The organism is Streptomyces sp. SID13666 (genome assembly GCF_010548325.1).
Classification (GTDB): Bacteria; Actinomycetota; Actinomycetes; order Streptomycetales; family Streptomycetaceae; genus Actinacidiphila; species Actinacidiphila fildesensis.
In genome coordinates this window covers 167,388-190,415 of sequence record NZ_JAAGLX010000014.1, presented here as the reverse complement: position 1 = coordinate 190,415, position 23,028 = coordinate 167,388, and the positions used below count along the sequence as shown (strand labels likewise).

At 69.2% G+C, this 23,028-nt stretch carries 29 protein-coding genes, 1 tRNA gene and 1 riboswitch; of the genes, 19 read left to right on the top strand and 11 right to left on the bottom strand.

Features of this window, described 5'->3' with window-relative positions:
• A partial coding sequence (locus G3I60_RS20355) for an RDD family protein (protein WP_203673348.1) occupies positions 1 to 689 on the top strand: 689 nt, incomplete at its 5' end.
• Positions 690 to 774: 85 nt separating this feature from the next.
• A complete protein-coding gene (locus G3I60_RS20350) occupies positions 775 to 1,479 on the top strand; it encodes an RDD family protein (protein ID WP_164295471.1) in 705 nt (234 codons plus the stop codon).
• A 101-nt stretch (positions 1,480 to 1,580) separates the two neighbouring features.
• Here the strand turns inward: G3I60_RS20350 and G3I60_RS20345 are convergent, their stop codons facing one another.
• Positions 1,581 to 1,871: a hypothetical protein gene (locus tag G3I60_RS20345; RefSeq protein ID WP_138356591.1), complete on the bottom strand. Its 291-nt coding sequence runs from the start codon at positions 1,869 to 1,871 to the stop codon at positions 1,581 to 1,583.
• A 406-nt stretch (positions 1,872 to 2,277) separates the two neighbouring features.
• Between G3I60_RS20345 and G3I60_RS20340 the strand changes: the two genes are divergently transcribed.
• Both G3I60_RS20340 and G3I60_RS20335 read left to right on the top strand, forming a co-directional pair.
• Positions 2,278 to 4,584, top strand: coding sequence for an immune inhibitor A domain-containing protein (locus G3I60_RS20340; RefSeq protein WP_138356627.1), 2,307 nt, complete (start codon positions 2,278 to 2,280; stop codon positions 4,582 to 4,584).
• A gap of 68 nt (positions 4,585 to 4,652) precedes the next feature.
• Positions 4,653 to 4,961, top strand: coding sequence for a hypothetical protein (locus tag G3I60_RS20335; protein WP_138356592.1), 309 nt, complete (start codon positions 4,653 to 4,655; stop codon positions 4,959 to 4,961).
• A gap of 83 nt (positions 4,962 to 5,044) precedes the next feature.
• Here the strand turns inward: G3I60_RS20335 and G3I60_RS20330 are convergent, their stop codons facing one another.
• Both G3I60_RS20330 and G3I60_RS20325 read right to left on the bottom strand, forming a co-directional pair.
• Complete coding sequence (locus G3I60_RS20330) at positions 5,045 to 5,635, bottom strand: isochorismatase family protein (RefSeq protein ID WP_138356593.1); 591 nt, start codon at positions 5,633 to 5,635, stop codon at positions 5,045 to 5,047.
• Positions 5,636 to 5,753: 118 nt separating this feature from the next.
• Entirely contained in the window at positions 5,754 to 7,082 is a 1,329-nt protein-coding gene (locus G3I60_RS20325) for a nicotinate phosphoribosyltransferase (RefSeq protein ID WP_138356594.1), read from the bottom strand.
• Positions 7,083 to 7,184: 102 nt separating this feature from the next.
• On the opposite strand from G3I60_RS20325, the gene clpS reads away from it, so the two are divergent.
• The 7 genes from clpS (at position 7,185) to G3I60_RS20295 (ending at position 11,862) form a co-directional block, all read left to right on the top strand.
• On the top strand, positions 7,185 to 7,541 hold the full coding sequence (gene clpS, locus G3I60_RS20320) for an ATP-dependent Clp protease adapter ClpS (protein WP_138356595.1): 357 nt from the start codon (positions 7,185 to 7,187) through the stop codon (positions 7,539 to 7,541).
• Complete coding sequence (locus G3I60_RS20315; protein WP_164295469.1) at positions 7,541 to 8,074, top strand: DUF2017 domain-containing protein; 534 nt, start codon at positions 7,541 to 7,543, stop codon at positions 8,072 to 8,074. The genes clpS and G3I60_RS20315 overlap by 1 nt, the downstream gene beginning before the upstream one ends.
• Before the next feature lie 264 nt (positions 8,075 to 8,338).
• Positions 8,339 to 9,799, top strand: a complete 1,461-nt coding sequence (locus tag G3I60_RS20310) for an amino acid permease (RefSeq protein WP_138356597.1) — start codon at positions 8,339 to 8,341, stop codon at positions 9,797 to 9,799.
• Positions 9,800 to 9,951: 152 nt separating this feature from the next.
• Complete coding sequence (locus G3I60_RS20305) at positions 9,952 to 10,362, top strand: Mov34/MPN/PAD-1 family protein (protein ID WP_138356598.1); 411 nt, start codon at positions 9,952 to 9,954, stop codon at positions 10,360 to 10,362.
• Between the two features lie 58 nt (positions 10,363 to 10,420).
• The gene (locus G3I60_RS46820) at positions 10,421 to 10,525 is read left to right on the top strand and encodes a putative leader peptide (protein ID WP_331284098.1); all 105 of its coding nucleotides are present in this window, start codon (positions 10,421 to 10,423) and stop codon (positions 10,523 to 10,525) included.
• Positions 10,526 to 10,606: 81 nt separating this feature from the next.
• Complete coding sequence (locus G3I60_RS20300; RefSeq protein WP_164295468.1) at positions 10,607 to 10,912, top strand: MoaD/ThiS family protein; 306 nt, start codon at positions 10,607 to 10,609, stop codon at positions 10,910 to 10,912.
• Positions 10,912 to 11,862: a PLP-dependent cysteine synthase family protein gene (locus tag G3I60_RS20295; protein ID WP_164295467.1), complete on the top strand. Its 951-nt coding sequence runs from the start codon at positions 10,912 to 10,914 to the stop codon at positions 11,860 to 11,862. The genes G3I60_RS20300 and G3I60_RS20295 overlap by 1 nt, the downstream gene beginning before the upstream one ends.
• Before the next feature lie 55 nt (positions 11,863 to 11,917).
• Here G3I60_RS20295 and G3I60_RS20290 read toward each other — a convergent pair whose 3' ends face one another.
• A complete protein-coding gene (locus G3I60_RS20290; RefSeq protein ID WP_164295466.1) occupies positions 11,918 to 12,382 on the bottom strand; it encodes a type II toxin-antitoxin system PemK/MazF family toxin in 465 nt (154 codons plus the stop codon).
• 225 nt (positions 12,383 to 12,607) lie between these two features.
• Between G3I60_RS20290 and G3I60_RS20285 the strand changes: the two genes are divergently transcribed.
• Positions 12,608 to 13,360 (top strand): MBL fold metallo-hydrolase, encoded by a 753-nt coding sequence (locus G3I60_RS20285; protein WP_138356602.1) that lies wholly within the window; start codon positions 12,608 to 12,610, stop codon positions 13,358 to 13,360.
• Between the two features lie 34 nt (positions 13,361 to 13,394).
• Here the strand turns inward: G3I60_RS20285 and G3I60_RS20280 are convergent, their stop codons facing one another.
• From G3I60_RS20280 to G3I60_RS20270, 3 genes are all read right to left on the bottom strand, one after another.
• Positions 13,395 to 13,949, bottom strand: a complete 555-nt coding sequence (locus G3I60_RS20280; RefSeq protein WP_164295465.1) for a Uma2 family endonuclease — start codon at positions 13,947 to 13,949, stop codon at positions 13,395 to 13,397.
• 130 nt (positions 13,950 to 14,079) lie between these two features.
• On the bottom strand, positions 14,080 to 15,330 hold the full coding sequence (locus G3I60_RS20275) for a PTS transporter subunit EIIC (RefSeq protein WP_138356605.1): 1,251 nt from the start codon (positions 15,328 to 15,330) through the stop codon (positions 14,080 to 14,082).
• A 219-nt stretch (positions 15,331 to 15,549) separates the two neighbouring features.
• Positions 15,550 to 16,851 (bottom strand): PTS transporter subunit EIIC, encoded by a 1,302-nt coding sequence (locus G3I60_RS20270; protein ID WP_164295464.1) that lies wholly within the window; start codon positions 16,849 to 16,851, stop codon positions 15,550 to 15,552.
• A gap of 237 nt (positions 16,852 to 17,088) precedes the next feature.
• Between G3I60_RS20270 and G3I60_RS20265 the strand changes: the two genes are divergently transcribed.
• The 4 genes from G3I60_RS20265 to rdgB all read left to right on the top strand — a co-directional run bounded on the left by G3I60_RS20265 (position 17,089) and on the right by rdgB (position 19,356).
• Positions 17,089 to 17,328, top strand: a complete 240-nt coding sequence (locus G3I60_RS20265; RefSeq protein ID WP_138356607.1) for a glucose PTS transporter subunit EIIB — start codon at positions 17,089 to 17,091, stop codon at positions 17,326 to 17,328.
• Between the two features lie 136 nt (positions 17,329 to 17,464).
• Complete coding sequence (rph, locus tag G3I60_RS20260; protein WP_138356608.1) at positions 17,465 to 18,187, top strand: ribonuclease PH; 723 nt, start codon at positions 17,465 to 17,467, stop codon at positions 18,185 to 18,187.
• Between the two features lie 137 nt (positions 18,188 to 18,324).
• Complete coding sequence (locus G3I60_RS20255) at positions 18,325 to 18,714, top strand: hypothetical protein (RefSeq protein WP_164295463.1); 390 nt, start codon at positions 18,325 to 18,327, stop codon at positions 18,712 to 18,714.
• Positions 18,715 to 18,753: 39 nt separating this feature from the next.
• On the top strand, positions 18,754 to 19,356 hold the full coding sequence (rdgB, locus tag G3I60_RS20250) for an RdgB/HAM1 family non-canonical purine NTP pyrophosphatase (protein WP_164295462.1): 603 nt from the start codon (positions 18,754 to 18,756) through the stop codon (positions 19,354 to 19,356).
• A 49-nt stretch (positions 19,357 to 19,405) separates the two neighbouring features.
• On the opposite strand, the gene G3I60_RS20245 is transcribed toward rdgB, so the two are convergent.
• The 4 genes from G3I60_RS20245 to bcp form a co-directional block, all read right to left on the bottom strand.
• Positions 19,406 to 19,479 (bottom strand) — tRNA-Leu (locus G3I60_RS20245).
• 26 nt (positions 19,480 to 19,505) lie between these two features.
• A complete protein-coding gene (locus G3I60_RS20240) occupies positions 19,506 to 20,360 on the bottom strand; it encodes an HNH endonuclease signature motif containing protein (RefSeq protein ID WP_164295461.1) in 855 nt (284 codons plus the stop codon).
• Positions 20,357 to 20,983 (bottom strand): HNH endonuclease, encoded by a 627-nt coding sequence (locus G3I60_RS20235; protein WP_164295460.1) that lies wholly within the window; start codon positions 20,981 to 20,983, stop codon positions 20,357 to 20,359. Before G3I60_RS20235 ends, G3I60_RS20240 begins: the two co-directional genes overlap by 4 nt.
• A 347-nt stretch (positions 20,984 to 21,330) precedes the next feature.
• Positions 21,331 to 21,798, bottom strand: a complete 468-nt coding sequence (bcp, locus tag G3I60_RS20230) for a thioredoxin-dependent thiol peroxidase (protein WP_138356613.1) — start codon at positions 21,796 to 21,798, stop codon at positions 21,331 to 21,333.
• 131 nt (positions 21,799 to 21,929) lie between these two features.
• Here bcp and G3I60_RS20225 point away from each other — a divergent pair, with 131 nt between their 5' ends.
• The 3 genes from G3I60_RS20225 (at position 21,930) to G3I60_RS20215 (ending at position 23,024) form a co-directional block, all read left to right on the top strand.
• Positions 21,930 to 22,253, top strand: a complete 324-nt coding sequence (locus tag G3I60_RS20225) for a DUF3618 domain-containing protein (protein WP_164607596.1) — start codon at positions 21,930 to 21,932, stop codon at positions 22,251 to 22,253.
• Positions 22,254 to 22,302: 49 nt separating this feature from the next.
• A complete protein-coding gene (locus tag G3I60_RS20220) occupies positions 22,303 to 22,605 on the top strand; it encodes a co-chaperone GroES (protein WP_138356628.1) in 303 nt (100 codons plus the stop codon).
• Positions 22,602 to 22,671, top strand: a riboswitch (guanidine-III (ykkC-III) riboswitch). (Overlaps the previous gene by 4 nt.)
• A gap of 32 nt (positions 22,672 to 22,703) precedes the next feature.
• Positions 22,704 to 23,024 (top strand): multidrug efflux SMR transporter, encoded by a 321-nt coding sequence (locus tag G3I60_RS20215; RefSeq protein WP_138356615.1) that lies wholly within the window; start codon positions 22,704 to 22,706, stop codon positions 23,022 to 23,024.
• The last annotated feature ends 4 nt before the right edge of the window (positions 23,025 to 23,028 follow it).

The window sequence follows — 23,028 nt, the reverse complement described above, 5'->3', positions numbered from 1 at the left end:
CCGCGCCCTGGGCGCAGCAGGTGCACGAACTCGCCCGGCAGGGCCCCGGCGGGGCGGGTCCCGGCGCGGGTCCCGGTGCCGGGACGGGCGGTGGCACGGCCGGCGGCGGCGTCGTCGCCGTGCCGGGCCAGCAGGGTGAGCCGGCGGGTGTGGTGCCGTGGCGGCCGCCGGTGAACGACCCGTTCGCGTCGATGGTGCAGGAGCAGGGCCGCCCGGCCGGGCTCGGCCGGCGCCTCGCCGCCCGGCTGCTCGACACGATGGTCGTCCTCGCGGTCACCGGTGTGGCGGCGGTACCGCTCGGCACGGCCGCCTACCGCCACCTCAAGGACAAGGTGGACGAGGCGCGGCAGACCGGCGAGACCGTCACGGTCTGGCTGATCGACGGCACCACCGGCGTCCAGCTGGCCATCGTGCTCGGCGTCGCCCTCGTCGCCGGGCTGTTGTACGAGGTGCTGCCCACCGCCAAGTGGGGCCGGACGCTGGGCAAGAAGCTGTTCGGGCTGCGGGTGGTCGACATCGAGTCGCAGCTCGCCCCCGGCTTCGGACCCTCGCTGCGCCGCTGGCTGACGCACACCGTCCTCGACGCGCTCGTCGTCGGCGTCGTCGGCCTGGTGTGGTGCATGGTCGACCGCCCCTGGCGGCAGTGCTGGCACGACAAGGCGGCCCGTACGTTCGTCGCCCGGCAGTAGCGGGCGGCGCTGACGGTCCGTTCGGGGTACCCCGAACGGATCTTGCCGGAAGGCGCGTCCGCTTCCTACGGGTTTCACTCGGTTCATGAGTACCGACCAGCCGTCGCCCGGATCTCCTGACGATCCTTTCGCCAAGCCCCCCCAGGACAGTGGCCCCGGTACGCCCGGCGGCTCGCCCTACGGTCAGCAGCCGCCTTCCTACCCGCCGCCGCAGGACGGGGGCGGCAACGACCCGTACAGCGGCAACCCGTACGGCAATCCGCCGCCCGGTGGTCCCCCGCCCGGCGGCGGCGCACCGCCGCCCTACGGCGGCGACCCCTACGGCGGTGGCACGCCCGACCCACTGGCCGGCATGCCGCCGCTCGGCGACGTGGGCAAGCGGCTGCTCGCGAGGATCATCGACTTCATCCTCATCTCCATCCCGGTCGGCCTGCTCGACTGGGCCTTCGGCACCTTCCAGACCGACACGGACGACATCAACTACGGCCGGTCGCTGCTGGGGTCCTGTGTGGCCGCGGTCCTCTACATCGGCTACGAGTGGTGGATGACCAGGGCGACCGGTCAGACCCTGGGCAAGAAGTGGCTGGGGGTGCGCATCGCCATGCTGGACAACGGCACCGTCCCCACGTCGTCGGCCGCGCTGATCCGCGCCTGTGTGTTCTGGCTGCCGACACTGTTCTGCTGCCCGTGCCTGTGGATCGTGCTCATCGGGATCCTGCTGCTGCTCGACAAGCCGTACCGCCAGGGTCTGCACGACAAGGCGGCGAAAACCGTCGTCGTCACCGCGTGACGGTCCGCCCCGGCGGACCCGGCCGGCCCCGTCGTACCGGTCCCGCCGTCAGCACACGACGGCGGCCCCGGAGCAACCGCTCCGGGGCCGCCGCCCGCCGCTCAACGCCGCAGCGAGTGCTCGCTGACGCGGGACTGGCCGGAACTGTGCACCCGTGGGCGGGGGACCGTCGCGGGCGCGGTACGGAAGGTCGTACGGCCGCGGGCCTTGGCGCGGGCGGTCAGCGGGATCGTGGTCGTCACCGCGACCAGCACGCCGAGCAGCAGCCCGGCCGCCGCGATGATGACGACGCTGGGTCCGGAATGAGCCTCGGACAGCAGCAGCATCGCAAGAGTGGACAGGACAACGGTCGCGGAACCGTATGCGAGTTGCGCGGGGGTAGGACGCGGCATGGCGGGATCCGTCCTCGAATACGTCGATTAAGTCGCAGTGTCGGAAGGGGCGGTGGACATCTTCATGCGTGGGCGCCGGCAACTGACTCTACGGATCGGCATGCCCCATGGGAACGGTTGGTAAGCGTGACCTAACCCACGGTGGGGGAGCACAGGGGGGCGCACGGAATCTCGACCCGGTCCACCCGTCTCAACTGGCAGACGGTCCACCTGGGTTGATGTCCGTTATCCGGACCTCAAAAGCCGGTCAACGTACTGGTCTGCCATGAGCAAGTCAAGACCTGTCTTTTCTTCCGGCACTTGGATGCAATGGCATCTCCCAAGGGGAGGTCAAGACATCTTGAAGAATCTTCGCAGCAACATCAGACCCGCCACCCTCGCGGTGGCGCTCATCGCACTCGGTGCGATGGCGATGCCCGCGACCTTGGCCGCAGCCGCTCCCGCGGCGGGCAACGAGGCGCAGGCGAGCCACGATCCGATGCAGGCGCCGACCGGCAAGGCGCCGGCCGGCACCAAGGCCAAGGTCGACGACGACCGTCTCGGCCCGCTCGGGCGCGAGCAGGCGGTACGCCGGCAGGACGCCCTGCAGAAGGTGATCGCGGGGGACCTCACGGTCCAGGACAGCGGCCGCTCCAAGGTCGCCAAACTCAGCGCGGGCAAGTACGTCGAGCTGAGCCGCGAGAAGACCGACAAGATCTTCGTGATCCTCGCCGAGTTCGGCGACAAGGTCGACCCGCAGTACGGCGGCACCGTCGGACCGCTGCACAACCAGATAGCGGAACCCGACCGTTCCACGGACAACAGCACCGCTTGGCGGAAGGACTACAACGCGCAGTCCTTCCAGGACCTCTACTTCTCCCACGACCCCAAGAAGGAGTCGGTGGCGAAGTACTACGAGAAGCAGTCCTCCGGCCGTTACTCGGTCAACGGCGAGGTCTCCGACTGGGTCAAGGTCGACTACAACGAGGCCCGTTACGGCAACAACAAGTGCGGCGCCACCAACTGCGCCACCGTCGAGGACCTGGTCCGCGACGGCACCGCGCAGTGGGCCGCGGACCAGAAGGCCAAGGGCCGCACCGCCGCGCAGATCAAGACGGACCTCGCCCAGTACGACCAGTGGGACCGTTACGACTTCGACCACGACGGCAACTTCAACGAGCCCGACGGTTACATCGACCACTTCCAGATCGTGCACGCGGGCGAGGACGAGTCCGCGGGCGGCGGCGTCCAGGGCACCGACGCGCTGTGGGCCCACCGCGGTTACGCCTACCAGGGTGACGAGGGCTTCACCGGCCCGGCCGGCAACCAGCTCGGCGGCACCCCGATCGGCGACACCGGCATCTGGGTCGGCGACTACACGATGCAGCCGGAGAACGGCGGCCTGGGCGTCTACGCCCACGAGTACGGCCACGACCTCGGCCTGCCCGACCTGTACGACACCACGTACATCGGCGAGAACGGCACCGCCTTCTGGTCGCTGATGTCGTCCGGCTCCTGGCTCTCCAACGGCACCACCGACATCGGCTCGCTGCCCGGTGACATGGACGCCTGGGACAAGATGCAGCTCGGCTGGCTGAAGTACGACACCGCCAAGGCCGCCAAGCTCTCGACGCACAAGCTCGGCGTCGCCGAGTACAACACCAAGGACCCGCAGGGTCTGGTCGTGACGCTGCCGTCGAAGAGCGTCACCACGGCGATCACCACGCCCTTCGCGGGCACCAAGCAGTGGTGGAGCGGCGCCGGCAACGACCTGCGCAACACCCTGACCCGCCACGTCGACCTCACTGGCAAGACGTCCGCGGCCCTGTCCTTCAAGGGCTGGTACGACGCCGAGGACGGCTACGACTACCTCTACACCGAGGTGTCCACCAACGGCGGCGTCAACTGGGCCCCGATCGACGGCACCATCGACGGCCAGCCCATCACCCGCAACGGCAGCGGCCGTCCGGCCATGACCGGCACCACGGGTGGCTACAAGGACATGAACTACCCGCTCGACGCCTTCGCCGGCCAGCAGATCGAGCTGCGCTTCCGCTACCGCACCGACGGTGGCGTCGCGCAGAAGGGCTTCGCGGCCGACAACCTGACGATCACCGCCGACGGCGCCGCCGTCTTCACCGACGGTGCCGAGGGTGACGACAACGGCTGGACCGCGAACGGCTTCAGCCGCTCCGAGGCGTCCTTCACCAAGTCGTACCCGCAGTACTACATCGCGGAGAACCGCCAGTACGTCAGCTACGACAAGGTCCTGAAGACCGGTCCTTACAACTTCGGGTTCGGCGCCGCCGCCCCGAAGAAGGTCGAGCACTACGCGTACCAGAACGGCCTGCTGATCTGGCTCTGGGACACCTCGCAGCTGGACAACAACGTCGGCGAGCACCCCGGCCACGGCCAGATCCTGCCGATCGACGCCCACGCCAAGCCCGACGCCTGGTCCGACGGCGCGCTGTTCCGCAACAAGATCCAGTCCGCGGACTCCACCTTCGGCTGGTACCCGACCGACGCCCTCACCGCGCACAAGAACGGTGTCGCCACGACGATCAAGTCCAAGCCGGGCGTCCCGGTCTTCGACGACCGTCACGGCACGTACTGGTACGACACCAACCCGTACGCGAGTGTCCAGGTGCCGAACACGAATACCCGCATTTCGATCCTGTTCGACTCCCCGAACGGACAGAACACGATCGTCGCGGTCAGCCCTGCGGGTCGCTGACCTGCGTTGATCCAGTGTTCGGCCCACGCCCTCTGGTGGGCGGGGGCCGATCACCGGATTATGTGGGCATGGCAGTCGGTGGATTCACCAAGCTTCCCAACGGCAACGTCGTCGTCGCTCTCAAGCTGCCCCACCCGGGCGGCGCGGAGGACAGCGTCCGCGTCATCGTGCACGCCCAGAACCGCCAGCGGGCGCTCACCCGGCTCCGGAATCTCGGCTTCCGGGCGGCCCGGCTCAGCGGCAACACCGAACCGCCGACGCCCGACGAGGTCACCGCCGTCCTGCACCACCCGGACGGCCTCGTCTGGCGGCACTCCGCGTCCGGCTCGGAAGAGCTCTGGCAGCCCTTCCGGGCCACCCACCGCCGCGCGGGCTGAGCGGGCGGGCGGTCCCGGCTTCTCCGGGGCCTCCCGACCCGCTCAGGGCCGCTCAGAGCCGTCCGGGCCCCTCTGCACCGCCCTCAGGCCCCGACCGCCGGCTTGCCCGTCAGCCGGACGCCCGCGGCCAGCAGCTCGGCCAGCGCGCTCTCCGTGGTCGCCGGGGCGACACCCGCCGTCAGGTCCAGCAGCACCTGCGTGACGAAGCCCTCCCGGGCCGCGTCCAGGGCCGTGGCGCGCACGCAGTGGTCGGTGGCGATCCCGACCACGTCCACCTCGGTGACGGCCCGCTCCCGCAGCCACTCGGTGAGCCCCATGCCGTTCTCGTCCAGGCCCTCGAAGCCGCTGTAGGCGGCCGAGTACGCGCCCTTGTCGAAGACCGCGTCCACGGCGCCGGAGGCGACCGCCGGCGCGAAGTTCGGATGGAACCCGACGCCCTCGGTGCCCGCCACACAGTGCACGGGCCAGGACGTCACGAAGTCCGGCCGGTCCGAGAAGTGGTCCCCCGGGTCGACGTGGTGGTCACGGGTGGCCACCACATGGCGGTAGCAGGCAGTGGCCTGCCCGACGAGATCGGTGATCGCGGCGGCCACGTCCGAGCCGCCGGCGACCGCGAGGCTGCCGCCCTCGCAGAAATCGTTCTGGACGTCCACGACGATCAGTGCGCGGTGCATTCGCGGTCCTCTTCGGTCGGCTGACCGCCGTGCGGGGACAGGCGGCACGCGTCGAGCGTAGGGACTCGCGCCGCGATCCGCGACAGTCCCGGCCCCGCCGACCCCGGCGGCCGCCGCGTCACACCTGCTCCGTGGGGAGCACCGGCTCGCCGCGGGAGAGCTGCGAAGCGGACAGCGGCAGCCCCGCGCGCGCCTCGATGTGCCGGGTGCGGGCCGCCTCCAGCGGCTCACGGCCGGTGATCTCCCCGCCGCGGACCAGCGGAACCAGCAGCTGCCGGTCCTCGAGCTCCGGCGGCACGGGCCCGGTGCCGACCACCTCGGCCTCCGCGACCCCGTCGTCGTCCAGCCGCCGGGCCGCCCACTTACGGCCGCCGACGCTGCTCTTGGCGCCCATCGACTTCTTGGCGACGGCCACCATCGGCGCGTCCGGCTCGTTCGACGAGGCCCGGGAGACCAGCTTGTAGACCATGGAGCAGGTCGGGTGGCCGCTGCCGGTCACCAGCGAGGTGCCGACCCCGTACGCGTCCACCGGCGCCGCCGCCAGCGAGGCGATGGCGTACTCGTCGAGGTCGGAGGTCACCACGATCCGGGTGTCCTTGGCGCCGAGGTCGTCCAGCTGCTGCCGCACCCGGTGGGCGAGGAGCAGCAGGTCGCCGGAGTCGATGCGGACGGCGCCCAGCTCGGGCCCGGCGACCTCCACGGCGGTACGGACCGCCGACATCAGGTCGTAGGTGTCCACCAGCAGCGTCGTGCCCCGGCCGAGCGATTCGACCTGGGCGACGAAGGCGTCCCGCTCGGTGTCGTGCAGCAGCGTGAAGGCGTGCGCGGCCGTGCCGATCGTCGGCAGCCCGTAGCGGAAGCCGGCCGCCAGGTTCGAGGAGGACAGGAAGCCGCCGACGTACGCGGCCCGCGAGGCGGCGACCGCCGCCAGTTCGTGCGCCCGCCGGGCGCCCATCTCCATCAGCGGACGACCGCCGGCCGCGACCGCCATCCGGGACGCGGCCGCCGCGATGGCGGAGTCGTGGTTGAGGATCGACAGGATCACCGTCTCCAGGATCACCGCCTCGGCGAAACTGCCCTCCACCCGCAGGATCGGCGAGCCGGGGAAGTACACCTCACCCTCGGGGTAACCCCAGATGTCGCCGGTGAAGCGGTACTTGGCCAGCCACTCCAACGTCGGCCCGTCCACCACGTTCTCGCGGGCGAGGAAGTCCAGCACATCGGCATCGAAGCGGAAGTTCTCCACCGCGTCCAGCACCCGGCCGGTGCCGCAGACGACACCGTACCGGCGGCCCTCCGGCAGCCGGCGGGTGAAGACCTCGAACACCGAGTGCCGGTGCGCCGCCCCGCTGCGCAGCGCGGCCTGCAACATCGTCAACTCGTACCGGTCGGTGAACAGCGCGGTGGACGGTACGGCCACCGGCAGCCCCAGATCTGCAGCGCTCATGGAACGGGATAGTACCCCGACTACTCGTCAGAGTGACGATTTCTCTGCGCTTCCGCGTCCATTTGTGCGAAGCGCCGCCATAGCGGCAGCATTGGAGGAGTGATGAGTGCCCACCCGTCTCCCGCCCCCGCCCTTCCAAGGACGCGCTCCGCGCGCTGTTCTGTCGCTCCCGCAGAGATCGCACGGCCCGAGTCGACCGAGGCCACCTTCGAAGTACCCGACCCGGACGTCCCCTGGGTGACCCTGGTGCACAACGACCCCGTCAATCTCATGAGCTACGTGACGTACGTCTTCCAGGCCTACTTCGGGTACTCCAAGGACAAGGCCGTCAAACTCATGAAGGACGTCCACCACAAGGGCCGCGCCGCTGTCTCCAGCGGCACCCGCGAAGAGATGGAGCGCGACGTGCAGGCGATGCACGGCTACGGCCTGTGGGCGACCCTGCAGCAGGACCGCTGATGGCCGGCTACTTCGAACCCGCCCCGGGCGGCGGCGCCGTCATCACCCTCGACACCGTCGAGATCTCCATCCTGCGCAGCCTCGCCGTGCAGCTCCTGCAGATGATCGGCCCGGGGGAGGAGCCGGTCTCCGACGACCCGCTGGCCGCGCTGTTCCCGCCCGACGGGCCGACGAAGCCCCCGGCCGACCCGGCGCTGGCCCGGCTCTTCCCCGACGCCTACGAGGACACCGCCCAGTCCTCGGAGTTCCGCCGCTTCACCGAGAACGACCTGCGCACCCGCAAGCGCGAGGACGCGCTGGCCGTGGTCCGCGCGCTCGACGCCGGCGCCCCTGAGCTGCTGCTCACGCCCGAGGACGCCCGCCGCTGGCTTGGCGCCCTCAACGACCTGCGGCTGACCATCGGCACCCGGCTGGAGGTCACCGACGAGGACACCGAGCTCTACCGGCTGCCGGACGACGATCCGCTCAAGCCGATGGTGATGGCGTACCTGTGGCTCGGCGGTCTGCAGGAGACGCTGATCGAGACGCTGTGACGTCCGGCATTCGCTCAGCGGACGCTCAAATCCGGATAACGATCATGTCACCGTGATCATCCGGTATGCGGCTTCACTTCACCTTCGGGGTGTTTTTCCCGTGGCCCGCGTCACATTCCCCTTTTCCGACGGCGTCTCAGCCCGTGGTACTAATTCCGACCACTGGCCGGGACGCCATCCCTGTTCCGCCAGGCGCTGAGCCGGCCGATCGCCGGCTCGCAACTCCACTGTCCGGGGGGATATGGAGAAAGGCGCACCACCACCATGCCGACGGAACACACCGGGCACCACGACGACGCGGCCGCCGCGCCCGTCAGCGAAGAGGGCTACCAGCGAGGGCTCGGCAGCCGGCAGATCCAGATGATCGCCATCGGCGGTGCCATCGGCACCGGCCTCTTCCTGGGCGCCGGCAAGGCCATCCATCAGGCCGGACCGAGCCTGATCATGATGTACGCCATCGCCGGCGTCATCATCTTCTTCATCATGCGGGCCCTGGGCGAACTGCTCACCTACCGCCCCGTGTCCGGCTCCTTCGCCGACTACGCCCGCGAGTTCCTGGGCCCGTTCTGGGGGTTCGTCACCGGCTGGACGTACTGGCTGATGTGGGTGGTGACCGGCATGGCCGAGGTCACCGCCGCTTCGGTGTACATCACCTACTGGTGGAAGGACATCCCCCAGTGGATCTCCGCCCTGATCTTCCTGCTGGTGCTCTTCGGAGTGAACCTCATCTCGGTGAAGGTCTTCGGCGAGGTCGAGTTCTGGTTCTCGATGATCAAGGTCACCGCGATCATCGGCATGATCCTCATCGGGATCGGCGTTCTGACCATCGGGTTCTCCGCCGCCGGCGACACCGCCTCGCTCAGCCATCTGTGGGGTGACGGCGGGGTCTTCCCCAACGGCGTCGGCAAGTCCCTCATGACGCTGCAGATCGTGATGTTCGCCTACCTCGCCGTCGAACTCGTCGGCGTCACCGCCGGTGAGGCCGAGAACCCCCGCGAGACGCTCCCCAAGGCCATCAACACGCTGCCCTGGCGGATCGGCGTCTTCTACGTCGGCGCGCTCATCGTGATCCTCGGCGTCGTCTCCTGGACCGAGTTCCAGCCGGGCGTCAGCCCGTTCGTGGCCGCCTTCGCCAAGATCGGTATCCCGTTCGGCGCGGCCATCGTGAACTTCGTGGTCCTCACCGCCGCCCTGTCGTCCTGCAACTCCGGCATGTACTCCACCGGCCGCATGCTGCGCGACCTGGCCGTCAACGGGCAGGGCCCCAGGGCCTTCGCCAAGCTCAACTCACGCCAGACCCCGGCCACCGGCATCCTCGTCTCCGTCGCCCTGATGGGCATCGGCGTCTGGATCAACTACGTCGACCCGGACGGCGCCTTCACCTACATCACCGCCTTCGCCACCGTCGCCGGCGTCTGGACCTGGGCGATGATCCTCATCTCCCATCTGCGCTACCGCGCGGCGGTCAAGGCCGGCCGCGCCGCCGAAGCCTGGTTCAAGGCGCCGGGCGCCCCGTACACCAGCTGGATCGCGCTGATCTTCCTGGCCGGCGTGATGGTCCTGATCGGCATCGACAAGGACGCCCGGATTTCGCTCTACAGCGCTCCCGTGTGGTTCGCGATCCTCGGCATCGGGTACGCCTGGCTCAAGCGGAAGAACCCGGAGGCGTTCGCCCCCAAGCCGCACGTCGCCCCGGAACCCGCACTGGCCGACGCCGCGAGCTGAACCACCGCGCGCCGAAGCCACCACCTGCCGCGAAGGCCCGCCCCCGCACCCCTGGGGCGGGCCTTCGTACGCTTCGCGCGCTGTTACTTTTCCCGCCCGTCGCCCACCCCCACCCTTGCAGTGGGCGCTTCGCGCGCTGTTACTTTTTCCCAATGCTCACCATCACGCAGGAGATCCACGACGCGATCGTCGCCCACGCCCGCGCCGACCACCCCGACGAGGCGTGCGGCATCGTCGCGGGACCTGAGGGCAGCGGCCGCCCCGAGCGCTTCATCCCCATGCTGAACGCGGCCCGCTCACCCACGTTCTACGAGTTCGACTCCACCGACCTGCTCAAGCTCTACCGCGACCTGGACGACCGCGACGAGGAGCCGGTGATCGTCTACCACTCGCACACCGCCACCGAGGCGTACCCGTCCCGTACCGACATCACCTACGCGAACGAGCCCGGCGCGCACTACGTCCTGGTCTCGACCGCGGAGGAGTTCCAGTTCCGCTCGTTCCGCATTGTGGACGGGGTCGTGACCGAAGAAGACGTGCGGGTAGTGGCCTCCGGCGCCTGAGGTCCGAATCGTGGGACGCCTGTCTCGGACCGCGCCCGGGAATCGATACGATGAGCCCATGGTTCCCCACGACGTGAAGAACAACCCGCCGGGCATGCTGCTCGTCGCGCGGCTGCACGTCGACCTCTGCCGTGTCGCCAGCGCCGCCTGTCCGCGCGCCTGAGCACTGCCGCCACCCCCGGCACGCCGCACAGCACGCCCGCACGTCCCCCCGTCTGACGCCCGCATGTAACGGAGCCCACCCATGGCCATCGAGGTCCGCATTCCGACCATCCTCCGCACCTACACCGACGGCGCCAAGGCCGTCGACGGTGCGGGCAGCACGCTCGACGAACTCTTCTCGGACCTCGAGAGCCGGCACACCGGAATCCGCGAGCGCATCGTCGTCGACGGCGGCCTGCGCCGATTCGTCAACGTCTACCTCAACGACGAGGACGTCCGCTTCCTCGACGGCATCAGCACCAAGCTCACCGACGGTGACAGCGTCACGATCCTGCCGGCCGTCGCCGGCGGCTCCAGCTCCGCGGCGACCGAAACGAACGCTGTCTGATGCGCTACGACAGCCCGCTGGCGGCGGTGGGCAACACCCCGCTCGTCCGCCTCCCGCGCCTGTCCCCGTCCGACGCCGTGAGCGTCTGGGCCAAACTGGAGGACCGCAACCCCACCGGCTCGATCAAGGACCGCCCCGCGCTCCACATGATCGAGCAGGCCGAGGCGGACGGCCGGCTCACCCCCGGCTGCACCATCCTCGAACCCACCTCGGGCAACACCGGCATCTCGCTGGCGATGGCCGCGCGCCTCAAGGGCTACCGCATCGTCTGCGTCATGCCCGAGAACACCTCGTCGGAGCGGCGCGAGCTGCTCGCGATGTGGGGCGCCGAGATCATCTCCTCACCGGCCGCGGGCGGCTCCAACACCGCCGTCCGGATGGCCAAGGAGATCTCCGCCGAACACCCCGACTGGGTGATGCTCTACCAGTACGGCAACCCCGCCAACGCGGGCGCCCACTACGCGACCACCGGCCCGGAGATCCTCACGGACCTCCCCACCATCACCCACTTCGTCGCCGGCCTGGGCACCACCGGCACCCTGATGGGCGTCGGCCGCTACCTGCGCGAGAAGGTCCCCGGAGTCGCCATCGTCGCCGCCGAGCCCCGCTACGACGACATCGTCTACGGGCTGCGCAACCTCGACGAGGGCTTCGTCCCCGAGCTCTACGACGAGTCCGTCCTCACCACCCGCTTCTCCGTCGGATCCGAGGACGCCGTCCGCCGCACCCGCGAGCTCCTCCAGCAGGAGGGCATCTTCGCCGGCGTCTCCACCGGCGCGGCCCTGCACGCCGCACTCGGCGTCGCCGCCAAGGCCCACAAGGCGGGGGAGCGCGCCGACATCGTCTTCGTCGTCGCCGACGGCGGCTGGAAGTACCTCTCCACCGGCATCTACACCGCCCCCAGCACCGAAGCCGCGGTCGAACAGCTGCACGGCCAGCTCTGGGCCTGACCACCCCCGCGCGCCCACGCGGCGCCGGCCGGCCCACCCGGGCGGCCGGCCGCGGTCAGCGCACCATCCGCCGCACCTGCTGCCACAGCGCCGCGTCCAGCACACCCGCCCGGCGGCGGAACGCCGCGGAGCGCACCTCCCGCAGCTCGTCGGTCTCCAGATAACTCGTACGGCCCTGCGCGTCGCCCACGGTTCCCGGCGGCAGGGCGATCACCCCCGGCAGCTCCTCGTGGTACTTGCTGGTGATCTTCGCGACGCGCACCGTGCCCCCCTTCACGGACAGCACCAGACACGGCCGGTCCTTCGCCCCCGACCCGTCCTCGAACGGTACGTCCGCCCACCAGATCTCCCCCGCGGCCGGCGCCCGCCGCCCGCCACGCCCGGGCCCCGGACGATCCGCCGCGCGCGGCGGCCGCACCGGACCACCGGGCCGCCGCCGCGCCGCCGACCGCGTCCACACCGAGAAAACAGCCAGTACGACCACGGCCGCGACCGCCACCAACCACCAGGTCATGTCCATATGGGCTCCCACAGTCGAAAATCTGTCGAAGAAGATCCTCAATCGGAACCGACCGTACCGGCCGCCCCTCGTACTGGTGATTCCGCCCACAACAGGGCACTGAGGAGGCGCGTCGGCCCGCCCCGCGCCTTACTCTCGTCAACACATGGCGGACCGCACCCGCCTAACCCCCCACTCCAACCGGTATGGGGGCGATCTGTGGCGCGCCCACGGAGGTTTCACGGCATGAAGCTCACCGTCGTCGGCTGCTCGGGTTCGTTCCCGTCCGCGGAATCGGCCTGCTCGAGCTACCTCGTCGAGGCCGACGGTTTCCGGCTGCTGCTCGACATGGGCAACGGAGCCCTGGGCGAACTGCAGCGCCACTGCGGCCTCTACGACCTGGACGCGGTCCTGCTCAGCCATCTGCACGCCGATCACTGCATCGACATGTGCGGCTACTTCGTGGCCCGTTACTACCGCCACGACGGCGGCCCCGCCGACGCCATCCCCGTCTACGGCCCCGAAGGCACCGAGCGCCGGCTCTCCACCGCCTACGGCGACATGCCCGACGAGAAGTGCATGAGCGAGGTCTTCGACTTCCGCACCCTGGAACCCGGCAGCTTCACGCTCGGCCCCTTCACCATCACCACCGACCGGGTCAGCCACCCCGTCGAAGCGTTCGGCTTCCGCATCGAACACGACGGCCGGACCCTGACGTACTCCGGTGACACCGGCCCCTGCGACGCGCTGCTCGGCCTCGCCGACGGCACCGACCTCTTCCTGTGCGAAGCCTCCTTCACCCACGGCAAGGAAGACATCCCCGAGCTGCACCTCAACGGCCGCCAGGCCGGCGAACACGCCGACCGCGCCGGCGCAGGGCGCCTCGTCCTCACCCACATCCCGCCGTGGACCGACCCCGCCCGCAACCTCACCGACGCCCGCGCCGTCTTCGACGGCCCGGTGGAACTCGCCACGTCGGGCGCGGTGTACGAGATCTGAGCCCGCCGGCACCGATCCGCCGCGCGAGCCGGACTCAGAATTCGGACGTGTCCAGGTCCAGATCGAAGGGCTCGAGAAGCCGGATCACCCGGCCGAACGGATGCGGCCCCTCCGCGTGCGTGTACCCGAGCCGGGACGGCTCCGAGTAGAGCGTGCACGTCCGCTCCTGGCGGTCCACCAGCAGATACAGCGGCGCGCCGTACTCGGCGTAGCGGCGCCGCTTGACCGTACGGTCGGTGTCCGCATTGGACTCCGACGTCACCTCGACGACCAGCAGCGTCTGGTCCGGCAGCAGCGCCCCGGCTCCCTTGGCCAGCGCGCGCGGAACCACCGCCACGTCGGGCACGTACCAGTTGCTGCTGCCCGGCAGATCCAGATTGCCCGAGCCCGAGACGCATTCCAGCCGACGCACGACCGGTCCGATCTGCTCGCGGATGCTGTCGGCGGCGGCCTCATGATCCCAGGTCGGAGACACGGGCTCGATCACTCCCTCGATGATCTGGACGCGATCGCCCTTGATGTGCTGGATGGCGAATTTCAGAGCCGCTTCCGGATCGACGTCGGCGTAGGCATGCGATTCGGCACTCACAGCTCCTCCTTGCACGAGGGCGGACCGTTCCGGACGCCGGTCTCCTCACTCACCGTAACAGCGCGAGGCCCCCGGAACCGTACGGTTCCGGGGGCCTCGCGCCGCTCTCAACGAGCGGGGTTCAGCAGGCTCACGCCTTGGTGAGGTCCTCGATCTCCTCCTCGGGCTCGCGGCCCGGGGTGATGAGGTTGAACTTGGTGATCGCGAAGCGGAAGACCACGTAGTAGATCACCGCGAAGCAGAGCCCGATCGGGATGATCAGCCACGGCTTGGTGGCGAGGTTCCAGTTCAGGAAGTAGTCGATGAAGCCGGCCGAGAAGGTGAAGCCGGCGTGCACGCCCAGCGCCCAGGTGACGGCCATCGAGACGGCGGTCAGCAGCGCGTGGATCACGTAGAGCACCGGGGCGATGAACATGAACGAGAACTCGATCGGCTCGGTGATGCCGGTGACGAACGAGGTCAGCGCGAGCGAGATCATCATGCCCATGACGGCCTTGCGGCGCTCGGGGCGGGCGCAGTGCGCGATGGCGATGGCGGCGGCCGGCAGGCCGAACATCATGATCGGGAAGAAGCCCGACATGAACTGTCCGGCGGTGGGGTCACCGGCGAAGAACCGGGTCAGGTCGCCGTGCACGACCTCGCCCGCGGAGTTCTTGAAGTCACCGAGCTGGAACCAGGAGACCGAGTTCACGAACTGGTGCATGCCGACCGGGATCAGCGCGCGGTTGATGAGGCCGAACAGGCCGGCGCCCACGGCGCCCAGACCGGTCATCCACTCACCGAAGTTGCTGATGACCTTGCCGACCGGCTCCCAGCCGAGGCCGAATACGACACCGACGAGCGTGCCGACGAAGGCCATGATGATCGGCACCAGGCGGCGGCCGTTGAAGAAGCCGAGCCAGTCGACCAGCTGCTTGCGGTGGTAGCGCTGCCACAGGACCGCGGCGAGCAGACCCATGATGATGCCGCCGAGGACGCCGGGGTTGTTGTAGACCGCCGGGTCGTCCTTGCCCGCCTTGATGACGGCGTCGGTGACCGGGAACGCCTTCAGGACGTTGCTGTAGACCAGGAAGCCGACCAGCGCGGCGAGCGCGGTCGAGCCGTCGGCCTTCTTGGCGAAGCCGATCGCCACACCGATACAGAACAGCATCGGCAGGTTGTCGAAGACCGCGCCGCCGGCGGTCGCGAAGACCGCCGCGACCTTGTGCCAGCCGAGGCCCTTGTCGCCGAAGACATCGTCCTGGCCGAGGCGGAGCAGGATGCCCGCGGCCGGCAGAACGGCGATCGGCAGCTGGAGGCTGCGACCGACCTTCTGCAGACCGGAAAAGAGACCGGAGCCCCGCTTCTTCGCGGGGGCCGCCGTAGCGGTGGCCGTACTCATCAGATTCCTCCTGGTGAGGCGGGCACTTCAAGGGGGACGGCCCGCCGCTATGGTCTATACCACTGAGTGGTGTAGACCAGTTTTAACACGTCGGGGCGGGATAAAGGAATCCCCAGTTCCGGTGGTCTAAACCACATGCCGAACGGCCCCCGGGTCCAAGGACTCGGGGGCCGTTCGGGGCGGGCCTTCATGCCCGGATTTCTCCGGGTGGCCATCGCGCTACTTGATGTTCTCCTGCACCAGTTCCTCCTCGACGTCCTCCGGCTCCCGGCCGGGCGTCGCGAGGTTGAACTTGGTGATCACGAAGCGGAAGAGGGCGTAGTACACCACCGCGAAGGCGAGCCCGATCGGAATGATCAACCAGGGCTTGGTGGCCAGCCCCCAGTTGAGGCCGTAGTCGATCAGACCCGCCGAGAAACTGAAGCCGTCATGCACGCCGAGGCCCCAGGTGACGGCCAGCGAGACGCCGGTCAGTACCGCATGGATCGCGTACAGCACCGGTGCGATGAAGAGGAACGAGTACTCGATCGGCTCGGTGATACCGGTGACCAGCGACGTCAGACCGATCGACACCATCATGCCGGTGATCTCCTTGCGGCGGTGCGGCTTGGCGCAGTGCGCCATCGCCAGCGCCGCGGCAGGCAGGGCGAACATCATGATCGGGAAGAAGCCCGAGGTGAACTGGCCGGCCGTCGGGTCGCCGGCCAGGAAGCGGGGGATGTCACCGTGCACGACCGCGCCGTCCGGCTTGGTGAAGTCGCCGAACTGGAAGAACACGAACACGTTCAGGAACTGGTGCAGGCCGATGACGAGCAGCGCGCGGTTGGCCACACCGAAGATGCCGGACCCGACCGAGCCCAGGTCGACCAGCCACTTGCTGAAGCTGGTGAGCGCGTCGCCGATCGGCGGCCAGACCCACAGGCAGATCACCGCGAAGACGATCGCCACGAAGGCCATGATGATCGGGACCAGCCGGCGCCCGTTGAAGAAGCCGAGCCAGTCCACCAGCTTCGTCCGGTGATAGCGCATCCAGAAATAGGACGTCGCCAGGCCGATCACGATGCCGCCGAAGACCCCCGGGTTCTGGAAGGCGGCCGCGGTGACCGTCGTACCCTCCAGACAGACCCCGGTGGAGAACTTGGCGGCGCCGCCGCAGGTCACCGGGAACTGGCGCAGCACGTTGAAGTAGACGAGGAAGCCCACCACCGCCGCCAGCGCGGTCGAGCCGTCCGCCTTCTTGGCCATGCCGATCGCCACACCCACGGCGAACAGCATCGGCAGGCCCAACGAGCCGTCCAGCAGCGCACCTCCGGCGCCGTTGAAGACCTTGGCGACCTTGTCCCAGCCCAGCCCGTCCGCGCCGAAGACATCCGGCTGGCCGAGCCGGTTCAGGATGCCCGCCGCCGGAAGCACCGCGATCGGCAACTGCAGGCTGCGGCCCATCTTCTGCAGCCCCTGGAAGAGGACACTGGTCCACTTCTTCCGGGGCTGCTGCCCGACGGCGGCGTTGTCCGAACTCATCGGTGGCCTCCTGGTGGCTGCCGGTCAGGCGGCTGTCGTGTCGCCTCTGTTTTGTCGCCTGGCCCAAAGTGGTGTAGACCATTTACGACGTGGGTGGCACTACGCCCCCGAGGGCACGGCACCAGTGATCGTTATCTTTCGTCACAAACCGGAACCCTGCCCGCGAAGATGGGCCAAACGTGCGTTACCGTTTGAAACCGGGCCGGGCCGCCGGGCCGAGACACTCAGGAGTGAGCAATGGCCACCAAGGCTGAGCAGATCGTCGCCGGACTCGGCGGACTCGACAACATCGAAGAGGTCGAGGGCTGCATCACCCGCCTCCGCACCGAGGTGAAGGACCCCGGCCTCGTCGACGAGGCCGCCCTCAAGAAGGCCGGCGCCCACGGCGTCGTCAAGATGGGCACCGCGATCCAGGTCGTCATCGGCACCGACGCCGACCCCATCGCCGCCGACATCGAAGACATGATGGACAACTGAGCTCACCGGACAACTGAGCCCAGCGCACAACTGAGCCGACCGCACAACTGAGCTCACCCCTCAGCGCACCACCGACACCCGCGGGGGCCCGTTCCGACCGGAACGGGCCCCCGCCGTTTGTCGATAGGGTCGAACCATGTCTCGATTCGATGGCCGCACCCCCGAACAGCTCCGCCCCGTCACCATCCAGCGCGGATGGAGCAAGCACGCCGAGGGCTCGGTCCTCGTCTCCTTCGGCGACACCAAAGTCCTCTGCACCGCCAGCGCCACCCAAGGCGTACCCCGCTGGCGCAAGGGCAGCGGCGAAGGCTGGGTCACCGCCGAATACTCCATGCTCCCGCGCGCCACCAACACCCGCGGCGACCGCGAATCCGTCCGCGGCAAGATCGGCGGCCGCACCCACGAGATCTCCCGCCTCATCGGCCGCTCACTGCGCGCCGTCATCGACTACAAGGCCCTCGGCGAGAACACCATCGTCCTCGACTGCGACGTCCTCCAGGCCGACGGCGGCACCCGCACCGCCGCCATCACCGGCGCCTACGTCGCCCTCGCCGACGCCGTCACCTGGATGCAGCAGAAGAAGCTCATCCGCGCCACCGCCAAACCCCTCACCGGCACCGTCGCCGCCGTCAGCGTCGGCATCGTCGACGGCGTACCCCTCCTCGACCTCGCCTACGAGGAAGACGTCAAGGCCGAGACCGACATGAACGTCGTCTGCACCGGCGACGGCCGCTTCATCGAGGTCCAGGGCACCGCGGAAGGCGCCCCCTTCGACCGCACCGAACTCAACGCCCTCCTCGACCTCGCCGTCGGCGGCTGCGCCGAACTGACAGCAGCTCAGCTCGCCGTACTGGGCTAGTACTCACCGCTGATACCGACCGCTGATACCCATCGCGAAACCTGTCACTTTCGCGCAACCAGGCAACTGGGGCGCCACGCGGCGCGTGTCTACCGATACAGATCTCACACGGAGATCCCCGGGGGAGGAACCCACCCATGGCCACGCGCCGCCGCATCACCGTCGCCGCCCTCGCCGCGGCCGCCGCCCTGACGCTCCCGGCCGCCGCCGGCTGCAGCGCCATCGACAAGGCACTCGACTGCGCCCATGTGGCCGCCGCGGTCGCCGGCGACGTCCAGAACCTGCAGAACGCCGTCAGCAACGCCGGCAACAGCCCGCAGGACGCCGTCAACGCCCTCGACCAGATCTCCCGCGACCTCAAGGACGTCGGCAACAAGACCGGCAACGCCGACGTCAGCAAGGCCGTCAACGACCTCAACACCGCGGTCAAGAACGCCCGCACAGCCGCCAACAACGGCACCACCCCGGACGTGACGCCGGTCGCGGACGCGGCCGGCGAACTCACCAAGGTCTGCACCCCGGGCTGACGGCCGGGCCGCGCTTCCCGCCAGGAGATAATCGACGCCATGCAGCGCCTTGTCCTCGCGACCCGAAACGCCCACAAAGTCACCGAACTCCGCGCCATCCTCGCCGACACAGGTCTCGCCGTGGACCTCGTCGGCGCGGACGCCTACCCCGAGATCCCCGACGTCAAGGAAACCGGCGTCACCTTCGCCGAGAACGCCCTCCTCAAGGCCCACGCCCTGGCCCAGGCCACCGGCCTGCCCGCCGTCGCCGACGACTCCGGCCTCTGCGTCGACGTCCTCGGCGGCGCCCCCGGCATCTTCTCCGCCCGCTGGGCCGGCACCCACGGCGACGACGCCGCCAACCTCGCCCTCCTGCTCGCCCAGCTCTCCGACATCGACGACACCCACCGCGCCGCGCACTTCGCCTGCGCGGCAGCCCTCGCCCTCCCCGACGGCACCGAACGCGTCGTGGAAGGCCGCCTCCCCGGCACCCTCCGCCACACCCCCGCCGGGAGCGGCGGCTTCGGCTACGACCCGATCCTCCAACCGCTCGGTGACACCCGCACCTGCGCGGAACTGACTCCGTCGGAGAAGAACGCGATCAGCCACCGGGGGGAAGCGTTCCGTGGGCTGGCGCCGTTGGTGGCCGAACTTCTTGGCTGAGAACAGCGATATGGCCATTCCCTTGTGCAAGGGAATGGCCATATCGCTGTGGGCCCGGTGGGATTCGAACCCACGACACACCGGACCTAAACCGGCGCCCTCTAGCCACTGGGGTACAGGCCCTACGGTTTAAGTATATCACTAAGTGGTCAGCCTGGCAAGCTGATCATCGCGCGTGGATCTCGCCTGCCGAACGTCACCGTCTGACTGTGGCAGGACGGACAGAGGTATCGCAGGTTCTCCGACCGGTTGTCCAGCCGGTCGCCGTTGATGTGGTCGATCTCCAACACGAGCCGCTTACCCCGCCAGGTGTCCCCGACGCCGCATGCTCCGCATGTGTGAGGAACCCCGATCTCGTCGAGTGCGCGCCGCAACATGACGGTCTTGGCGCGTGCGGAACCGGATTCGAGACGCCGCAGGATGTCCGACGCCGACTGGCGGTTCGGGGACGGCCTACCCCGGCGGTGCCCCTGCCCTGTGAAGTGCGCGGACGACAGGCCGTGCACGCCGATGCTGCGCTTGACGTGTGCGCGAGCTGCCCCGTTGTCGGCCAGGCCGAGGTGCTTGAGTACTCCGGCAAGGCTCCTGGACTCCGCAACTGCGGCGCTCAGTCGGTCGAGAGGTAGCGGACTCACGCCGTATCTGCGCCCGCTGGTGAAGTGCGAGGTGTCGATGCCGAAGCGGTCGAGCTTCTTTCTGATGTGGCCGTACGGGCTGTCGTCCGGCGGGTAGCCCATGAACTCGAGCATTTCGCGGATGCTGTGGGAGCAGGCAGCTGCCTCCTCGAGCAGAGCCCTCGGGTACGCCCGGCGCTCCCGCTCGGGAAGCGGCTCGTCGACGAAGTGCGACGTGTCGATGCCGTAGTGCCGCAGACGGTCACGCAGGTACCTGTACGGACCGCTTCCCAGCGGCGCGCCCAGCCTGCGCAGAAGGTCCACGAGGCTGGTGGAGATGGTTGCCGTTCGGGCCAGGAGATCGCGGGGGTAGGAGACGGATCCGCTCATGCCGTGGCCCTCCGCTTGCGGCCGCGATAAGTGTCTGTCACGGCATGGCAGTTGGGGCAGAGCAGGCGCAGGTTCTCCCGGCGGTTGTCCCACCAGTTGCCGTTGATGTGGTCGACCTCGAGGCGGAGGGGTCTGGCATTCCATTCCGTGCCGGTGCCGCACATCGCGCATGTCTCCTGCACCCCGCTGCGCAGCAGCTCGCGGCGTAAGCGCTCGCCCGGAATCCTGCCGTCCGCCGGTGTTCCCAGGACGAGACGGTCGCCGGTCGGCCGTTTCGGACGGCTCCTGCCGAGCGCCGAGAAGTGCGACGTGTCGAGGCCCAACGCGGTGATGCGGCGGCCGATGTGGGCCTGGTTGCCGCCGACCGGGTTGATCCCGAGGCGGCGGACGACCTCGGCGACGCTGCGCGAGCAGGCGACGAGTTCGCGCAGGATCGGTTCGGTGTGCCGCACCCGCCCGGTGGCGAAGTGCGAGATGTCGATGCCCGCTTCCGCCATCTTGGCGCGGAGATAGCTTCGGCTACCCGGGGTCGGATCACCTCCGCACCACCGGACGGCCTCGTCGAGGTTCGTCGTTTCGCGGGCGGCTTCGGTGAGGAGTTCGCGGGTGTATCTGATGGACATGGGGATCCCCCTCCGGATCGGGTCGGTGGGAGGGGGATTCCGTGCAGCCGCGACCGGGGAATCCCTCGCTCACCGGTGGTGGCTGCAGAGCCCTGGGTGCGGCCGCGTGTCGCAGCCTCGTACGTATTAACGAGGCATTCGGGTGACGGTCACGCCGGGCGGGTCAGAAGCGGGGGGACGGGGACCGGGCGGCGCAGAGTTCTGCGGCTTCGGCGTCGGTGGGCGGGTCCGCACAGGGGGTCCTCTCGTTCGATGGTTCTCGTCCGAGGGGGTCTTCTGCGCGATGGGTGCGGCAGTAGACCAAAGCCCCGTTCTCCGGGACTTTGGTCACTCCGCCGCTGGTCTGCTCAGACCTTGAGGTCCTTGATGAGCTTGGCGACGTGGCCGGTGGCCTTGACGTTGTAGAAGGCGTGTTCGACCTTGCCGTCGGCGCCGACGATGACGGTGGAGCGGATGACGCCGGTGACGGTCTTGCCGTAGAGCTTCTTCTCGCCGAAGGCGGCGTAGGCCTCGAGGACCTTCTTGTCGGGATCGCCCACCAGGGTGACCTTGAGGTTTTCCTTTTCGCGGAACTTGGCGAGCTTCTCGGGCTTGTCGGGGGAGACGCCGATCACGTCGTAGCCGGCGGCGGCGAGCAGGTCGAGGTTGTCGGTGAAGTCGCAGGCCTGCTTGGTGCAGCCGGGGGTGAGGGCGGCCGGGTAGAAGTACACGATGACTTTGCGGCCCGCGTGGTCGGCGAGGGAGACGGGCTTTCCGTCGGCGTCCGGGAGGGTGAAGGCGGGGGCGGTGTCGCCGGGCTGGAGGCGTTCGGTCATGGGTGGTGGCTCCTTACGCGGTACACGCGGGGTACTCCCGGGTACGCAAACGGGGTGCCGACGGGGCGCGGTCCGCGTCGGGCTGACAGACTGTCCGTCACGGTACCGGTCTAGGCGTTGGAGGCAGTGCGGTGTCGGAAGGCAGGACTCCCGCTCAGATTGAGGCGGAGATCTCCCGTAGGCGGCAGGATCTGGCCGCGACGCTGGACGAGATCGCGGTAAGGGTGCATCCGAGTACGGTCGCGCGGGACATGAAGGCGAAGGCCTTCTCCGCGGTGGACCGCACGGCGGGCCGGGCCTTCGTGGGGGTGAATCGCGTGGTGAGTGACGCGCGCGGGCACTTCGTGTCCGAGGACGGTGTGCTGCGGGTGGACCGGGTGGTGCCGGTGGCGGTGCCGGTGGTGGCGCTGGTCGCCGTGGTGGCCGGGCTCTCGGTCCGCCGGCGTCGCCGGTAACGTCGTCGCCGTGAGTTCCAAGAATGAGCACGACAAGCTGCCCATCCGGATGCTGCATGACCGGGTGCTGGTCAGGGCCGAAGGTTCCGAGGGGGAGCGCCGCTCGGGTGGCGGCATCCTCATCCCCGCCACGGCCGCGGTGGGCCGGCGGCTGGCGTGGGCCGCGGTGGTCGCGGTGGGCCAGAACGTGCGGACCGTGGAGGTCGGGGACCGGGTGCTGTACGACCCGGAGGACCGGGCCGAGGTCGAGGTGCGGGGTGTCGCGTACGTGCTGATGCGCGAGCGGGATCTGCACGCGGTCGCGGCGGAGCGGCTGCAGGGGTCGGAGGACTCCACGGGCCTTTATCTGTAGTTTGCTATGGTCGGAGAGAGCCCGACGAGACGCGCCGTACCGGGACCCATGCAAAGACGACGCACCCCCTGGAAGCAAGTAACCATGGAGGTGCCGTCATGGCATGGGTCCTTTTGTGCGTCGCGGGTCTGGTCGAGGTCGCCTGGTCGATCGGTATGAAGTACACCGAGGGGTTCACCCGGCTGTGGCCGAGTGTGTTCACGGGCGCGGGCATCGTGGTGAGCATGGTGCTGCTGGCGCAGGCGGCGAAGACGCTGCCGATCGGTACGGCGTACGGCGTGTGGGTGGGCATCGGTGCTGCCGGGGCGGCGGTCCTGGGCATGGTGGTGCTGGGTGAGCCGGCGACCGCCGCCCGGATCTTCTTCATCTGTCTGCTGCTGGTGGCTGTCGTGGGCCTGAAGGCCACTTCGGGCCACTGACCCC

What these genes read in the sequence shown, in the direction of transcription:
- G3I60_RS20215 (WP_138356615.1), top strand. Translation starts at nt 22,704, where the DNA reads ATGGCATGGGTCCTTTTGTGCGTCGCGGGTCTGGTCGAGGTCGCCTGG.
- rdgB (WP_164295462.1), top strand. Translation starts at nt 18,754, where the DNA reads ATGCAGCGCCTTGTCCTCGCGACCCGAAACGCCCACAAAGTCACCGAA.
- clpS (WP_138356595.1), top strand. Translation starts at nt 7,185, where the DNA reads ATGAGTGCCCACCCGTCTCCCGCCCCCGCCCTTCCAAGGACGCGCTCC.
- bcp (WP_138356613.1), bottom strand. Translation starts at nt 21,798, where the DNA reads ATGACCGAACGCCTCCAGCCCGGCGACACCGCCCCCGCCTTCACCCTC.
- G3I60_RS20265 (WP_138356607.1), top strand. Translation starts at nt 17,089, where the DNA reads ATGGCCACCAAGGCTGAGCAGATCGTCGCCGGACTCGGCGGACTCGAC.
- G3I60_RS20270 (WP_164295464.1), bottom strand. Translation starts at nt 16,851, where the DNA reads ATGAGTTCGGACAACGCCGCCGTCGGGCAGCAGCCCCGGAAGAAGTGG.
- G3I60_RS46820 (WP_331284098.1), top strand. Translation starts at nt 10,421, where the DNA reads ATGGTTCCCCACGACGTGAAGAACAACCCGCCGGGCATGCTGCTCGTC.
- G3I60_RS20235 (WP_164295460.1), bottom strand. Translation starts at nt 20,983, where the DNA reads ATGTCCATCAGATACACCCGCGAACTCCTCACCGAAGCCGCCCGCGAA.
- G3I60_RS20290 (WP_164295466.1), bottom strand. Translation starts at nt 12,382, where the DNA reads ATGGACATGACCTGGTGGTTGGTGGCGGTCGCGGCCGTGGTCGTACTG.
- G3I60_RS20350 (WP_164295471.1), top strand. Translation starts at nt 775, where the DNA reads ATGAGTACCGACCAGCCGTCGCCCGGATCTCCTGACGATCCTTTCGCC.
- G3I60_RS20295 (WP_164295467.1), top strand. Translation starts at nt 10,912, where the DNA reads ATGCGCTACGACAGCCCGCTGGCGGCGGTGGGCAACACCCCGCTCGTC.
- G3I60_RS20255 (WP_164295463.1), top strand. Translation starts at nt 18,325, where the DNA reads ATGGCCACGCGCCGCCGCATCACCGTCGCCGCCCTCGCCGCGGCCGCC.
- G3I60_RS20315 (WP_164295469.1), top strand. Translation starts at nt 7,541, where the DNA reads ATGGCCGGCTACTTCGAACCCGCCCCGGGCGGCGGCGCCGTCATCACC.
- G3I60_RS20275 (WP_138356605.1), bottom strand. Translation starts at nt 15,330, where the DNA reads ATGAGTACGGCCACCGCTACGGCGGCCCCCGCGAAGAAGCGGGGCTCC.
- G3I60_RS20325 (WP_138356594.1), bottom strand. Translation starts at nt 7,082, where the DNA reads ATGAGCGCTGCAGATCTGGGGCTGCCGGTGGCCGTACCGTCCACCGCG.
- G3I60_RS20330 (WP_138356593.1), bottom strand. Translation starts at nt 5,635, where the DNA reads ATGCACCGCGCACTGATCGTCGTGGACGTCCAGAACGATTTCTGCGAG.
- G3I60_RS20310 (WP_138356597.1), top strand. Translation starts at nt 8,339, where the DNA reads ATGCCGACGGAACACACCGGGCACCACGACGACGCGGCCGCCGCGCCC.
- G3I60_RS20305 (WP_138356598.1), top strand. Translation starts at nt 9,952, where the DNA reads ATGCTCACCATCACGCAGGAGATCCACGACGCGATCGTCGCCCACGCC.
- rph (WP_138356608.1), top strand. Translation starts at nt 17,465, where the DNA reads ATGTCTCGATTCGATGGCCGCACCCCCGAACAGCTCCGCCCCGTCACC.
- G3I60_RS20300 (WP_164295468.1), top strand. Translation starts at nt 10,607, where the DNA reads ATGGCCATCGAGGTCCGCATTCCGACCATCCTCCGCACCTACACCGAC.
- G3I60_RS20220 (WP_138356628.1), top strand. Translation starts at nt 22,303, where the DNA reads ATGCTGCATGACCGGGTGCTGGTCAGGGCCGAAGGTTCCGAGGGGGAG.
- G3I60_RS20340 (WP_138356627.1), top strand. Translation starts at nt 2,278, where the DNA reads ATGGCGATGCCCGCGACCTTGGCCGCAGCCGCTCCCGCGGCGGGCAAC.
- G3I60_RS20335 (WP_138356592.1), top strand. Translation starts at nt 4,653, where the DNA reads ATGGCAGTCGGTGGATTCACCAAGCTTCCCAACGGCAACGTCGTCGTC.
- G3I60_RS20285 (WP_138356602.1), top strand. Translation starts at nt 12,608, where the DNA reads ATGAAGCTCACCGTCGTCGGCTGCTCGGGTTCGTTCCCGTCCGCGGAA.
- G3I60_RS20345 (WP_138356591.1), bottom strand. Translation starts at nt 1,871, where the DNA reads ATGCCGCGTCCTACCCCCGCGCAACTCGCATACGGTTCCGCGACCGTT.
- G3I60_RS20240 (WP_164295461.1), bottom strand. Translation starts at nt 20,360, where the DNA reads ATGAGCGGATCCGTCTCCTACCCCCGCGATCTCCTGGCCCGAACGGCA.